At 72.6% G+C, this 13,657-nt stretch carries 10 protein-coding genes; 3 read left to right on the top strand and 7 right to left on the bottom strand.

Annotation, left to right across the window (positions count from 1 at the left end):
* Nucleotide 1: 1 nt before the first annotated feature.
* From ABZT03_RS17815 to ABZT03_RS17830, 4 genes are all read right to left on the bottom strand, one after another.
* On the bottom strand, nt 2–727 hold the full coding sequence (locus tag ABZT03_RS17815; RefSeq protein ID WP_356040138.1) for an MIP/aquaporin family protein: 726 nt from the start codon (nt 725–727) through the stop codon (nt 2–4).
* Nucleotides 728–1,071: 344 nt separating this feature from the next.
* On the bottom strand, nt 1,072–2,718 hold the full coding sequence (locus ABZT03_RS17820; RefSeq protein ID WP_356040141.1) for a GGDEF domain-containing protein: 1,647 nt from the start codon (nt 2,716–2,718) through the stop codon (nt 1,072–1,074).
* 169 nt (nt 2,719–2,887) lie between these two features.
* Nucleotides 2,888–4,078 carry a lipid-transfer protein gene (locus tag ABZT03_RS17825; RefSeq protein WP_356040144.1) on the bottom strand — a complete coding sequence of 397 codons (1,191 nt, stop codon included), beginning with the start codon at nt 4,076–4,078 and terminating at the stop codon, nt 2,888–2,890.
* Nucleotides 4,075–4,512: a zinc ribbon domain-containing protein gene (locus ABZT03_RS17830; RefSeq protein WP_356040146.1), complete on the bottom strand. Its 438-nt coding sequence runs from the start codon at nt 4,510–4,512 to the stop codon at nt 4,075–4,077. The genes ABZT03_RS17825 and ABZT03_RS17830 overlap by 4 nt, the downstream gene beginning before the upstream one ends.
* Before the next feature lie 259 nt (nt 4,513–4,771).
* Between ABZT03_RS17830 and ABZT03_RS17835 the strand changes: the two genes are divergently transcribed.
* Entirely contained in the window at nt 4,772–5,308 is a 537-nt protein-coding gene (locus ABZT03_RS17835; protein WP_356040149.1) for an NUDIX domain-containing protein, read from the top strand.
* 2 nt (nt 5,309–5,310) lie between these two features.
* Here ABZT03_RS17835 and ABZT03_RS17840 read toward each other — a convergent pair whose 3' ends face one another.
* Nucleotides 5,311–7,677 carry a glycoside hydrolase family 31 protein gene (locus tag ABZT03_RS17840; RefSeq protein WP_356040152.1) on the bottom strand — a complete coding sequence of 789 codons (2,367 nt, stop codon included), beginning with the start codon at nt 7,675–7,677 and terminating at the stop codon, nt 5,311–5,313.
* A 213-nt stretch (nt 7,678–7,890) separates the two neighbouring features.
* Between ABZT03_RS17840 and ABZT03_RS17845 the strand changes: the two genes are divergently transcribed.
* Together ABZT03_RS17845 and ABZT03_RS17850 are read left to right on the top strand one after the other, a co-directional pair.
* A complete protein-coding gene (locus ABZT03_RS17845) occupies nt 7,891–9,858 on the top strand; it encodes an acetoacetate--CoA ligase (RefSeq protein ID WP_356040155.1) in 1,968 nt (655 codons plus the stop codon).
* A gap of 75 nt (nt 9,859–9,933) precedes the next feature.
* Nucleotides 9,934–10,821 (top strand): hypothetical protein, encoded by an 888-nt coding sequence (locus ABZT03_RS17850; protein ID WP_356040158.1) that lies wholly within the window; start codon nt 9,934–9,936, stop codon nt 10,819–10,821.
* A gap of 87 nt (nt 10,822–10,908) precedes the next feature.
* On the opposite strand, the gene ptsP is transcribed toward ABZT03_RS17850, so the two are convergent.
* On the bottom strand, nt 10,909–12,579 hold the full coding sequence (ptsP, locus tag ABZT03_RS17855; RefSeq protein ID WP_356040160.1) for a phosphoenolpyruvate--protein phosphotransferase: 1,671 nt from the start codon (nt 12,577–12,579) through the stop codon (nt 10,909–10,911).
* An 80-nt stretch (nt 12,580–12,659) separates the two neighbouring features.
* Nucleotides 12,660–13,109 carry a PTS glucose transporter subunit IIA gene (locus tag ABZT03_RS17860; RefSeq protein WP_356040163.1) on the bottom strand — a complete coding sequence of 150 codons (450 nt, stop codon included), beginning with the start codon at nt 13,107–13,109 and terminating at the stop codon, nt 12,660–12,662.
* Between the last annotated feature and the right edge of the window lie 548 nt (nt 13,110–13,657).

Here is a 13,657-nt window from a genome sequence, read left to right on the forward strand (position 1 = left end):
TTCAGAAGGCTGCGTTGAAGATGAGTCCGGACAGCGCCCCGCCGATCAGCGGCCCCACCACCGGAATCCACGCGTAACTCCAGTCCGACGTGCCCTTGTTGGGGATGGGAAGCAGTGCGTGGACGATCCGGGGGCCCAGGTCGCGGGCCGGGTTGATGGCGTATCCGGTTGGCCCGCCGAGCGACAGCCCGATGCCGACCACGAGGAAGGACACGATCAGGATCGAGGTCCCCGACTCGCCGAGTCCCTTGGTGAGTCCGAAGGCCAGGACCGGCAGCACCAGCGCCATGGTCGCGATGATCTCGGTGACGAGGTTCGCCACGGGATGGCGGATCGCGGGCGTGGTGGCGAAGATGCCGAGGGTGGGCTGCGCGATGTCCTCCTCGGCGTTGGCCTGGAACTGCGCGAAGTAGACCAGCCAGCACAGGACCGCGCCGAGCATCGCGCCGACGATCTGGCCTCCGAGGTAGAACGGGACCTTGGCCCACTCCCCGGTGTCGACGGCGATGCCGATGGTGACCGCCGGGTTGAGGTGGCCGCCGGACAGCGGAGCCGCGGTGTAGGCCCCGGCCAGCACGCCGAAGCCCCAGCCGAAGGTGATGACGATCCAGCCGGCGTCCTTCGCCTTGGAGTAGTTCAGTACGACGGCGGCGACCACGCCGGCGCCGAAGAGGATCAGGATCGCGGTACCGATGACTTCGCCGAGGAATATGTCTCCGTTGCTCATGGCGGCTCCTAGGCCCTGGCCCGGGACGGATCAGCCCGGGCCTCCGTGCAGGGTGCGGTTCCCTTGGCGGACAGCCGAGGGCAGGGAGGGTCCCGCGCCCCGCCCGGCGTCCGTGACGAGCGTGCCGTGGCAGCCGAATCGCCCGTGGAGGAACGGCCCGTGACTCAGGCGGGGCCCGCGCGGCGTAGTGCCTGGATACGCCGAGAATGTACGGCGATGTCGACCGACACCCGGAAGTGTTCACCGGCACCCACGGAGCGTCAAGGTCGCCGACCGCACCGGTTCCGGCGGGCCCACCGGAGGGTTTCGGCCGCACGGCCGGCGCTCCGGTCCGCCCTGTCGGGTCAGCCCGGTTCCGCCACCGCGTACCCCGCCGGAGTGCCGGACGCCCCCGAGCCGCGTCGCACCTCATGGCCGGTCAGTCCGGGCCGGCCGAGGACCCAACTCGCCCCGCGCAGCGCCTTGGCGGCCTTCTTCAGGGGCGCCAGACAGGCGGCGGCCTCGCGGTGGTCCGTCACGCTGCCCGGCGCGCACAGCACGGTGGCCAGGGACAGCGTCACGGGGCGGCCGCCCGCCGACCAGGGCGCGTCGAGCACGGCGGCGGCGAGCGCTTCCAGCCACTCGAACTCCGCGAGCACCAGGAAGTCGTCCCCGCCGATGTGGCCCACGCGCGTGCCGCCGGACGCCGCCTGCTGCAACGCCCGCCCGACGGAACGGATCAGCTCGTCGCCCGCGGCGAACCCGGCCCGGTCGTTGACCTGTTTGAAGTGGTCGACGTCCAGCCAGCTCAGGGCGAAGGGCCGCCCGTCCGTGATCCGCCGGTCGACCTCGGCGGTGACGGCGTCCGAACCGGGCAGCCGGGTCAGCGGATTGAGCCCCGCCGCCTCCTCGACCCGGCTCTCGGCCAGAGCCCGCACCAGGTCCGCGAGCCGGGCGACGCCCACGCACCGGCCGTACCGGTCGACGACGGCCACGTCGTCGGACGTACGGTCCCGGTCGCCGACCGCGACCACGTCCAGGACCTCCCAGGCGGTCGCGTCGGCGCCGACCGTCCGTGGCGGGTCCCCGAGTCTGGCGGCCGGCCGGTCGGCGTACAGGGCGTGTCCGTAGCGCCCCGACATCGACAGCAGGAAGCGGGACCGGTGCACCGACCGGACCGGCACGCCGTCCCGGTCCACGAGCACCACCCCGGACACCTCCGGCGAGCCCGTGAGCAGGGCCCGCACCTGACCGGCCGACGCGGTGGCGGGCAGCAGCGCGGCCGGCCGGACGAACTCCCGCACCGAGGGCCCCGGCCGCGGCATCGCCAGGACACCGAAGGTGCGGGGCGGAACGTACACGTCGGCTGTCGGCAGCCGCGAGGGCGGCGCGAACAGCAGGCCCTGAGCGAGCTGCGCGCCCGCCGCCCGTGCCGCGGCGCACTGCAGTTCGCTCTCCACGCCCTCGACGGACAGCAGCGCCCCCAACTGGTCGCACAGCGTCCGCATGGCGCGTACCGCAGCGGGCCGGGACAGCAGGGAGGCGTCGAGCTTCACCAGGTCCGGGGCCAGGTCGGTGAGCAGCCGCAGGGGCGCGTCGCCGTCGCCCACGCCGTCCGCGGCGATCCGGAAGCCCCGCGCGCGCAGCCCGTCCACCGCCTCCAGCAGCGCCTTCTGCGGCACGTGCGTGTACGGCGGGCCGACGTCGACCGTCACCTCCCACGGCAGCCGCCCCGCCGCCCGCACGGCGTCGTGCAGGGGGGTGAGCCCGCCGAGATCGGCCAGGGTGCCGGCGAACACGTTGACATGCAGCGGCAGCAGGGTCTCCCGGCGCGAGGCGGCGCGGACCGCCAACACCGCGAGGCGGCCGTCCAGTTCGGGGTCACGGCGGGCCTCGGCCAGGATGTCGCCGGTCTCCGGCCGGGCGAGTATCTCCAGTCCCGCGACCCCGCCGGTCGTCAGGTTGACCACCGGTTGGAAGGCGAAGCGGAGAGTATCCGTCCAGGAGGGCACGGCAGCATGATGGCGTTGCCGGAGCCCGCCCAGGCCCAGTTCACGAGACGTTCACGCGGCATTCCGGGCTGATGACACAGCGTGCGCGAAAGGGCTTGCGGCTATCGCGGCGGAGCCGCCCGCCCCGCCGCGAGCCGCACGCCCCCCGACGTCCCCCGAGCCCGGGCCCTCACCGCACCGCGACCACCGCCGACCCGTGTCCGAACAGCCCCTGGTTCGCGCTGATCCCCGCCCGCGCCCCCGCGACCTGCCGGTCGCCCGCGGTTCCCCTCAACTGCCAGGTGAGCTCGCAGACCTGGGCGATCGCCTGTGCCGGAACGGCCTCCCCGAAGGAGGCGAGGCCCCCGCTCACGTTGACGGGTATGCGCCCGCCCAGAGTGGTCGCGCCCTCCCGCAGAAGCTTCGCGCCCTCGCCCTCCCCGCACAGTCCGAGATCCTCGTACCACTGCAACTCCAAGGCGGTGGACAGGTCGTAGACTTCGGCGAGCGACAGGTCCCGGGGCCCGACGCCGGCCTCCTCGTAGGCGGCCGACGCGATGGACGCGCGGAAGGTCTCGGCGGCGGGCTCGACGGCCGCCGCGGAGTCCGTCGCGATGTCCGGCAGGTCCAGCACGGTGCTGGGATAGCGCGGCGTCACCGTGGACACCGCCCGGATCCGCACGGGCCGCGGCACCCCGTGCCGGCGCGCGAACTCCATGCTGGACAGCACCAGCGCGGCCCCGCCGTCGGAGGTCGCACAGATGTCGAGCAGCCGCAGCGGATCGGCGACCACGGCGGAGGCGGCGACCTCCTCGGCGGTGACCCGGCTGCGGTAGCGGGCGTTCGGGTTCAGGGCTCCCAGGGCCGAGTTCTTCACCTTCACCTGCGCGAAGTCCTCCGCCGTGTCCCCGTGCACGGCCATCCGACGGCGCGCGTACAGGCCGAAGTACGTCGGATTGGTCGCCCCGAGGACCCGGAACCGGAGCCAGTCCGGATCGTCGGGCCGGTCGCCGCCCGCGGGCCGGAAGAACCCCTTGGGCGCCGCGTCGGCGCCCACCACGAGCACCACGTCCGCCAGGCCCGCGAGGATCTGCGTACGGGCCGCGTTGACGGCCTGGGCCCCCGACGCGCAGGCCGCGTAGACGCTCGCGACGCGAGCGCCCTGCCAGCCGAGCGCCCTCGCGAAGGTTGCGCCCGCGACGTATCCGGGGTAGCCGCCGCGCACGGTGTCGGCCCCCACGATGGAGCCGACGTCCCGCCAGTCCAGCCCGGCGTCGGCGAGTGCGGCGCGGGCGGCCGCCACGCCGTACGCGACGAAGCTCCGGCCCCACTTGCCCCACGGGTGCATGCCCGCGCCCAGCACCGCGACCTCCGTCGTCATGTCCGCACCCCCGTCGGCCGCCAGTTCCAGGTCGTCTCCCCGCCCGGCGAGAGGACGCCCCGGACGATCTCCATCTCCATACCGACCGTCAGATCGGCGACACTCACCCCGGGAGCCCCCTGTCCCAGTACCACCATCCGTTCCGGCACCAGTTCCACAGCGATCAACGCGTACGGCTCCCACGGAAGTTCCGGGTCCGTCACATAGGGTGACGGCGGCCGGTAGCGGCTGTCCGTGTACGACCAGACGCGTCCGCGGCGGGAGAGCGGGACCTCGACCAGGTCGCCGCCCGAGCACCCGGGGTTGCGGCAGTGGGCGTCCTCCCGCGGGAAGAAGACCGAGGCGCAGGCGGTGCACCGGGTGCCGAGGAGTCTGAACTCGTCCCCTTCACCGGCGAACCACCCGGCCACGACGGGTGCGCGTGTGTGCGGCAAGGTCCCTCCCGAACGAGATCTGACGGAACGTCAGAAGTGTGGCACGGCCGGACGGAAAGAGGCAGGGCGTCCCGCAGAACCGGACGGGCCGTCCCGGCGTCGTCGTATCGGGAGGGGCGGCCGGGGCCCACGGGGGTGGTTCCGGCCGCTCCTCCCGCCGGTGCCGGCACCGATCGCGCGCCGACCGCACGAGATGCCGCAGTGCCGGCCGCGGAGCCTGCGGCGAACGCGTCTGCGATGATCGGATACAGTCCGCCGCGTGTCCGAAACCCAACACTCAGCCCCCAACTCCGGCCCCGGAACGCACTGTTCCAGCTGCGGAGCGCCCTACGGAGAGGGTGCCTCCGGCTGGCCGCGCACCTGTCCGGCCTGTCACACCGTCGCCTACCGCAACCCGCTGCCGGTCGCGGTCGCCCTCCAGCCGGTGTACGACGCCAAGGGCACCGCCCTGGTCGTCATCACCCGCACCATCGCTCCCGCGCGCGGGGGCATCGCCCTGCCGGGCGGGTTCCTGGACGACCGGGAGGACTGGCGCCACGCCCTCGTCCGCGAACTCCGGGAGGAGACCGGCATCGAGGTGGCCGCCCGCGACGTACGGCTCATCGACGCGATGAGCTCGAACGACGGGCACCTCCTGCTGTTCGGCCTCCTTCCGGAGCGGCCCGCCGACAGCCTCCCCCGGTCCGCTGCCACGGACGAGACGGAAGGCTGGCACCTCCTGCGCAGGCCGGAGGAACTCGCCTTCCCCCTGCACACCGCGGTCGCGCGCGCGTGGTTCGAGGGCCGGTACGTCTGAGGTCAGACCTCCCCGAGCCCCCGGACCCGCACCGGGTGGGCAGGCACGCCCATCCCGTCCTCCCCCTCCCGCTCGACGACCACCCGGTCGCCCTCCCAGCGGGAGACATAGCGCTCGATCTCCGGCTGGTGGTGCCCGTCGCCCCCGTCGGGCACCACCAGCCCCGCCCCGGTCCGACCGCGGGCGGGCGCCCACACCTCCAGCTCCAGACCGCCGTCGTCCCCGCGCACGGGGATGACGGCGCCCGCGCGCACGAGCACCGGTATCCGCGACAGCGGGGCGTCCACCAGCACCTGGGCCGGCCCCTCGTACGGCCGTCCCGTCGCCGTGTCGTACCAGTGCCCCCGCGGCAACTGCACCGCCCGCCGGTCCGCGCCCGGATGGAGGACCGGCGCCACCAGCAGACAGTCACCCAGCAGGAACGCGTCCTCACAGTCGCGCAGCGCACGGTCCTCCGGCGCCGACCACCAGACCGGGCGCACATAGGGCGCGCCCGTGCGCCGCGCCAGATGCGCCAGCGTCATCAGGTACGGCGACAGCCGCCGCCGTGCGAGGAGCGCCACGCGCGCGTGCTCCAGCACCTCGGCACCGAACTCCCACGGTTCCCGGCGACCCGCGCGCGCACTCGCGTGCGTGCGGAACAGCGGCAGATACGCGCCCAGCTGGAACCACCGCAGGTACAGCTCCGCGGACGGAACCCCGTCGAAGCCGCCCACGTCGGGCCCGGAGTACGGCACCCCGCACAGCCCGAGCCCCATGACCAGCGACAGCGAGGCCCGCAGGCCGGGCCAGCCGGTGGCCACGTCACCGGACCATGTCCCGCCGTAACGCTGGAGCCCGGCCCACCCGGAACGCGAGAAGACGAACGGCCGCTCCCCCGGAGCCAGTTCTTCCAGCCCCTCGTGAGCGGCACCGGCCATGCACAGCGCGTAGACGTTGTGGGCCTCGCGGTGGTCGCCCCCGCGCCCCTCCAGCGCGTGCCGGGCCGACCGGGGGAGGGTCGGCTCACCGAACGCGGTGACCGACGTGGGCTCGTTCCCGTCGTGCCAGAAACCCGAGAACCCCTGGACGAGCCGCTCCTCGTACAGACCGCCCCACCAGCGCCGTACGCGCGCGCTGGTGAAGTCCGGGAAGACCACCTCACCCGTCCGGCCGACGCCCCGCACGACCCGCCCCGAGGCGTCCCGCACGAACGCGTCCTCGGCCGTGCCGCTGTCGTACACGTCGTCGCCCGGCACGGCGCCGACTCCCGCGTAGACGGCCGACACCAGACGGACACCGTCCCGGCGCAGGTCCGCGGCGAGCTGCGGCAGCTTGGGGAACCGCTCCTTGTCGACGCCGAACGCGCGATGGCCGTCGTGGCGGTCGAAGCCCAGATGAACGGCGTCGAGCGGCAGCCCCCGCTCCTGATAACCCGCCACGAGCCGCCGCACCTCCTGCTCACCGCCGAAGCCCCAGGGAGCGTGATGGTGGCCCAGCGCCCACGCGGGCGGCAGCGCGGGTGCCCCCGTCAGCGAGGCCCAGGCGTGCAGCACGCGCGCGGGAGTACCCACCACCACCCAGCACCGCAGTGGACCGCCGTCCATCCGCAGCTCGCACGTCCCCGCCCGGTCGTGCCCCGAGCCGGCGCCCTCCTCGCCCTCCCGCAGCGTCACCCTGCCGTCCCACGAGGTGTCGTGGAACACCAGATGCGTGGCCGCGTCGGCGACCACCACCTGCACCGGCATCGTGAGGTACAGCGGATCGTCACCGGGGCCGAAGGGCCGGCCCGGGTCGGAGTTCCACAGCCGGTACGCGCCGCCCCTGAGCCGCGGACCCCCGGCACGCCCCCCGAGCCCGAAGAACCGGGCGTCCGCGGCCACCTCGGACCGCTGCATCCAGCGCGCCGTGCCTCCCCCGACCGGCTCCCACCACCGCGGCGGCAGGTCCCGGCGCAGGACCACACCGCCCGGCGTGAGCACCTCGACGGCACCGTGCCGTGAGACGACCACCGTCACCCGCTCGGCGACGACCCGCCAGCCACCCTCCTTGTCCGGCTCCAGCACCGCCCGCGGGTCCGGCTCGGGACACCGTCCGGCGAGCGCGTACGACGGCTCGGGACCGGCCCCGTCCCAGCCCCAGAAAACCGCCCCGTTCGCCGCCACCAGGACCCGCAGTTCGGACCGGGCGAACCGCAGGACGCCGCCTCCCGGCCCCGGCTCGACCTCCCGCACGGGACCCGGCACCCGGGCCCGCTCCGCACCCCGCGCCGGGAGCCCGGAGGCGTCGGCACGCTTCCTGCGCCACGCGGCCCGTACGGTACGCAACCCCTGACTCACCCCCGCGGTACCGACCGCTTTCACCGAACGCACCAGGTCACGACCGTCCATGCTGCTCACCCTGCCATCGACGGCCCTACGCGGGCGTGTCGTTCAACTTCCGTTCACCTGTGCCGGGACCACATCTTCACGACACGGACTATGTGGGGCGCGCCCTGGTGCGGAAGTCGATCACATGGCATCGTCCGTGTCAGCCGCGTCACGCGCACACCCCCGCCCGTGCGCGCCCGACGCACACGACGCGCACAGTCCGGGAGCCGCCCCATGTCGACCGTGAACCCCCAGCCGCTCTGGCAGCCAGACGCCGAACGCATCGAGCGGGCACAGGTCACCCGATTCCAGACCTGGGCCGCCGAGCACCACGGCGCCCCCTCCGAGGGCGGCTACGCGGCGCTGCACCGCTGGTCCGTCGACCACCTCGACGTGTTCTGGCAGGCCGTCACCGAGTGGTTCGACGTACGGTTCTCCACGCCCTACGCGCGCGTGCTGGGCGACCGCTCGATGCCGGGCGCCCAGTGGTTCCCCGGAGCGACCCTCAACTACGCCGAACACGCGCTGCGCGCCGCCGCCACCCGGACGGACCAGCCCGCCCTGCTGCACGTCGACGAGACGCACGACCCCCGGCCGGTCAGCTGGTCCGAGCTGCGCCGCCAGGTCGGCTCCCTCGCCGCCGCGCTGCGCGAACTCGGCGTACGCCCCGGCGACCGCGTCAGCGGCTACCTGCCCAACATCCCCGAGGCCGTCGTCGCCCTCCTCGCCACGGCGGCGGTCGGCGGCGTCTGGACGTCCTGCGCCCCCGACTTCGGCGCCCGCAGCGTCCTCGACCGCTTCCAGCAGGTCGAACCCGTCGTCCTGTTCACCGTCGACGGCTACCGCTACGGCGGCAAGGAACACGACCGCCGCGACACCGTCGCCGAACTCCGCCGCGAACTGCCCACCCTGCGCGCCGTCGTCCACATCCCGCTCCTGGGCACCGAGGCCCCGGAAGGCACCCTGGACTGGTCGGCCCTGACCGCCGCCGACGTGGAGCCCGCCTTCGAGCAGGTGCCCTTCGACCACCCCCTGTGGGTGCTCTACTCCTCGGGCACCACCGGCCTGCCCAAGGCCATCGTCCAGTCCCAGGGCGGCATCCTGGTCGAACACCTCAAACAGCTCGGCCTGCACTGCGACCTCGGCCCCGAGGACCGCTTCTTCTGGTACACCTCGACCGGCTGGATGATGTGGAACTTCCTCGTCTCCGGCCTCCTCACCGGCACGACGATCGTGCTCTACGACGGCAGCCCGGGCCACCCGGACACCGGCGCCCAGTGGCGCATCGCCGAACGCACCGGGGCCACCCTCTACGGCACCTCGGCCGCCTACGTCATGGCCTGCCGCAAGGCGGGCGTGCACCCGGCCCGCGACTTCGACCTCTCCGCCGTGCGCTGCGTCGCGACCACCGGCTCCCCCCTGCCGCCCGACGGCTTCCGCTGGCTGCACGACGAGGTCCGCGACGACCTGTGGATCGCCTCGGTCAGCGGCGGCACCGACGTCTGTTCCTGCTTCGCCGGAGCCGTACCCACGCTCCCCGTCCACATCGGCGAACTCCAGGCACCCGGCCTCGGCACCGACCTCCAGTCCTGGGACCCCGATGGCCGGTCCCTGGTGGACGAGGTCGGCGAACTCGTGGTCACCAACCCCATGCCGTCCATGCCGATCCGCTTCTGGAACGACCCCGACGGCAGCCGCTACCACGACAGCTACTTCGACACCTACCCCGGCGTGTGGCGCCACGGCGACTGGATCACGCTCACCTCCAGAGGCTCCGTGATCATCCACGGCCGCTCCGACTCCACGCTCAACCGGCAGGGCGTGCGCATGGGATCGGCCGACATCTACGAAGCGGTGGAACGCCTCCCCGAGATCAGGGAGAGCCTCGTGATCGGCGTCGAGCAGGCCGACGGCGGCTACTGGATGCCCCTCTTCGTGCACCTCGCCCCCGGCGCGTCACTCGACGACGCCCTTCTCCACCGCGTCAAGCAGACGATCCGCGAACAGCTCTCACCCCGTCACATCCCCGACGAGATCATCGAGGTCCCCGGGATCCCGCACACCCTCACCGGCAAGCGCATCGAGGTACCGGTGAAGCGACTCCTCCAGGGCACCCCCCTGGAGAAGGCCGTCAACGCCGGCTCCATCGACAACCTCGACCTGCTGCACTTCTACGAGGAACTGGCCCGCAAACGCGCCTGACGCACCCCGGGACGTCGTTGTCAGTGCCGCCGATTACTGTGAGTGAGCATTGATCGACGTGTTCAGGGGGAACTCATGGCGCACACCGACCACCAGACCATGCGACGCGTCCTGCGCCGCGAAATCGCCGGCACCATCGCGCTGCTCACCGACGAGCACGACTTCCGCGCCATGCGCCGCTACCGCAGCTTCACCTTCGACGACCACACGACCTACCTGGAACAGGTGGAGGCCGTCCTCAGGACACGGGCCTCCCAGGGGAGCCACACCACGGTGACCCTCTTCGACCCCGAGGACTACGCCGAGTTCTGCGCGGAGACGGGACTCAACCCCGACGCCCCGTCCAGCCGTACCCGCTTCACGGCCGAACTGGCCGCCACCGGACCCACCCTCCCGTACGACGGCCGGCCGCTCTCCGACCTCGTCCCGGCCCTCGTCGACGAGGCCGTCCGCCAGGCCACCTGGGAGTACGCCTCCACGCTCCTGGCCCGGCTCGGCTCCTGCGCCTCCGGCGGCGAGGACCTCGGCCGCGCGGCCTTCGTGCGCGCCTCCGACCTCCTCGTCCGCATCCTGGAGACGGCCGGGCCCGGCAATCGACACCTCGTCTGCAGCGTCTCCGGCACCCCGGAGACCCTGGTGGCCGTCCTGCACGCCGACGACGACGCCGACGGGGTCACGCAACTCGACGAGGCCGAGGCACTCGAGTTCACCACCGTGCTGGCCCTCGGCCTCGGAATCGGCGGCCCGGGCGGACTCGTCATGCGCACCACCGCCCCGGGCACCGCCGACCGCGTCTACGGCTGGCGCATCCGCGGCGGCCTGGAACCCCTCACCGCGGGGGAGGTGTTCGACGCCTACTGCACGGACGTGGAATCCGGAGACCTCATCTCCCCGGAGTCGGACGTCGACTACTGCGCACCACCGGACCTCGGAACCCAGGGACCGACGTCCCACCAGCACTGACACCGCGGCAGCACCGACACAGCGAGGGGGCGCCCCACCCGCAGGTGGAGCGCCCCAGAAGGCCGGGGACCGTTCGCCGGCGGACCGCTACTCGCCGGACAGCACGGCCTGCGCCGCGGTGCGGGCCTCCTCCGCGCTGTCCGCCGCCCGGGCGGCGACCGCCGCCCGCTGGCACTGGGTCAGCGTGTACTTCGCCAGCGCCGCCCGGACGTAGGGGATGGACGCCGCACCCATGGAGAGAGAGGTGACACCGAGACCGGTCAGCACACACGCCAGCAGCGGGTCCGACGCGGCCTCGCCGCAGACACCACAGCTCTTGCCCTCGGCCTTGGCGGCGTCGGCGGACAGCGCGACCAGGTCGAGCAGCGCCGGCTGCCACGGGTCCTGGAGCCGGGACACCGCGCCCACCTGGCGGTCGGCGGCGAACGTGTACTGCGCGAGGTCGTTCGTGCCCAGGGACAGGAACTCGACCTCCTGCAGGACGGAGCGCGCCCGCAGTGCGGCCGACGGGATCTCCACCATCGCGCCGAACTTCGCGTGCAGACCCGCCGCCCGGCAGGCATCGGCGAACGCCTTGGCGTCGGCCCGGTCGGCCACCATCGGCGCCATGACCTCAAGATGGACAGGCAGCCCCTCCGACGCCTTGGCGAGCGCGGTCAGCTGGGTGCGCAGCACGTCCGGGTGGTCGAGCAGCGTCCGCAGACCCCGCACGCCCAGCGCCGGGTTCGGCTCGTCGGCCGGCGTCAGGAACTCCAGCGGTTTGTCCGCCCCGGCGTCCAGCACCCGCACCACGACGCGCCCTTCGGGGAACGCCTCCAGCACCTTGCGGTACGCCTCGACCTGCTTCTCCTCCGACGGCGCGTTCTTGCTGTCGTCGAGGAAGAGGAACTCGGTACGGAACAGACCGACACCCTCGGCGCCGGCCTCGACCGCGGCCGGCACGTCCGCCGGACCGCCGACGTTGGCGAGCAGCGGCACCCGGTGGCCGTCCGAGGTGGCACCCGGCCCGGTCGAGGCGGCCAGCGCCGCCTTCCGCTCGGCGGCGGCGCTCTCCAGCTGTGCCTTCTTCTCCGCGCTGGGGTTCACGAAGATCTCACCGGTGCTGCCGTCCACGGCGATCATCGTGCCCTCGGCCAGTTCACCCGCGCCGGGCAGCGCCACCACAGCGGGTACTCCGAGCGCCCGCGCCAGGATCGCGCTGTGGCTCGTCGGGCCGCCCTCCTCGGTCACGAAACCGAGCACCAGGGTCGGGTCCAGCAGCGCCGTGTCGGCGGGCGCCAGGTCACGGGCGATCAGCACGTACGGCTCGTCGCTGTCCGGAACACCGGGCATCGGCACCCCGAGCAACCGGGCGACGATACGATTCCGCACGTCGTCGAGGTCGGCCACGCGACCGGCGAGGTACTCACCGGCGCCGGCCAGCAGCGCACGATAGGCGGCCAGGGCGTCGTACACCGCCCGCTCCGCCGTGCTTCCCACGGCGATCCGACGGTCCACGTCCGCGATCAGCTCGGGGTCCTGGGCCATCATGGCCTGCGCCTCGAGCACCGCCTGGGCCTCACCACCCGCCAGATTGCCGCGCGCGACCAGGTCGGCAGCGACCGCTTCCACCGCCTGCCGGGCGCGCCCCTGCTCACGCTCCGCGTCCTCGGCCGGAATCTGCTTGGCAGGCGGCTCCAGCACCGCCGTTCCCATGTGCCGAACCTCGCCGATCGCCACACCGTGGCTCACGCCGACGCCTCGCAGCGTTGTCTCCATCTCACCCGTCTCCGATAGTGCAGCGGAGTCCCGCCGCCGCGGTGGTTGTTCCTGCTCACCGTCATACGACGGCACGGACGTCACTTCCAGAGGAAGAGACTGTCCCCGGTCTTCACCTCGCCGTCGTCGCGGAGCTCGGAGAGGGCCTCGGCCGTCGCCTCGAGCGCCACGACCGGGCACACGGGGGACTTGCCGGCGGCCTCGACGGCGGCCGGGTCCCAGCGCACCACGCCCTGGCCCCGGGTCACGGTGTCGCCCTTGTTCACGAGCAGTTCGAAACCCTCGCCGTTGAGCTGCACGGTGTCGATGCCCAGGTGGGTGAGCACGCCGTGGCCCTGGTCGTCGACGACGACGAAAGCGTGCGGGTGGAGGGAGACGATCACTCCGTCCACGGGTGCGACGGCCTCGGAGGGCTCGCGCACGGGGTCGATGGCGGTGCCGGGGCCAACCATGGCGCCGGAGAAGACCGGATCCGGCACGGCGGCCAGTCCGATGGCGCGTCCGGCAAGCGGGGACGTCACGGTGGTCATGGGAAGCCTCCCAGGGTGGAGATACAGAGGGGCCGTCGCTGCCTGTGCCGGACGGCGCACTGAGCAGCAGGCTATGTCACATCGAGTGACGGTTCCGCTCGATGATCCCAGTTAGTGGTCTAGACCACAACCCTAATCGATTTGCGTGGGGTTCGAGACCGCGTGTACTGTCGTACTCCTGCTTGAGGCCGAGCGGCGCTGGACAGCGTCCTTGCTCAGCAGCATCCCAAACTGTCAGATCCTCATCTCGGATTGCTTTCTGCGTGCTCGCAGAACGGTGGTCAGGGAGTCGGAAAAACACTGATAGAGTTTGGAACACCGAAGGGAAGCGCCCGGAGGAAAGCCGCGAGAGAGTCTCTCGGGTGAGTACAAAGGAAGCGTCCGTTCCTTGAGAACTCAACAGCGTGCCAAAAATCAACGCCAGATATGTTGATACCCCGTTCCCGGCCGTCAGGTCGGGGCGAGGTTCCTTTGAAGTAAAACACAGCGAGGACGCTGTGAACGGCCGGGCTTATTCCGCCTGGCTGTTCCGCTCTCGTGGTGTCATC

The sequence above is a fragment of the Streptomyces sp. NPDC005574 genome, assembly GCF_040605435.1.
Taxonomy (GTDB): Bacteria; Actinomycetota; Actinomycetes; order Streptomycetales; family Streptomycetaceae; genus Streptomyces.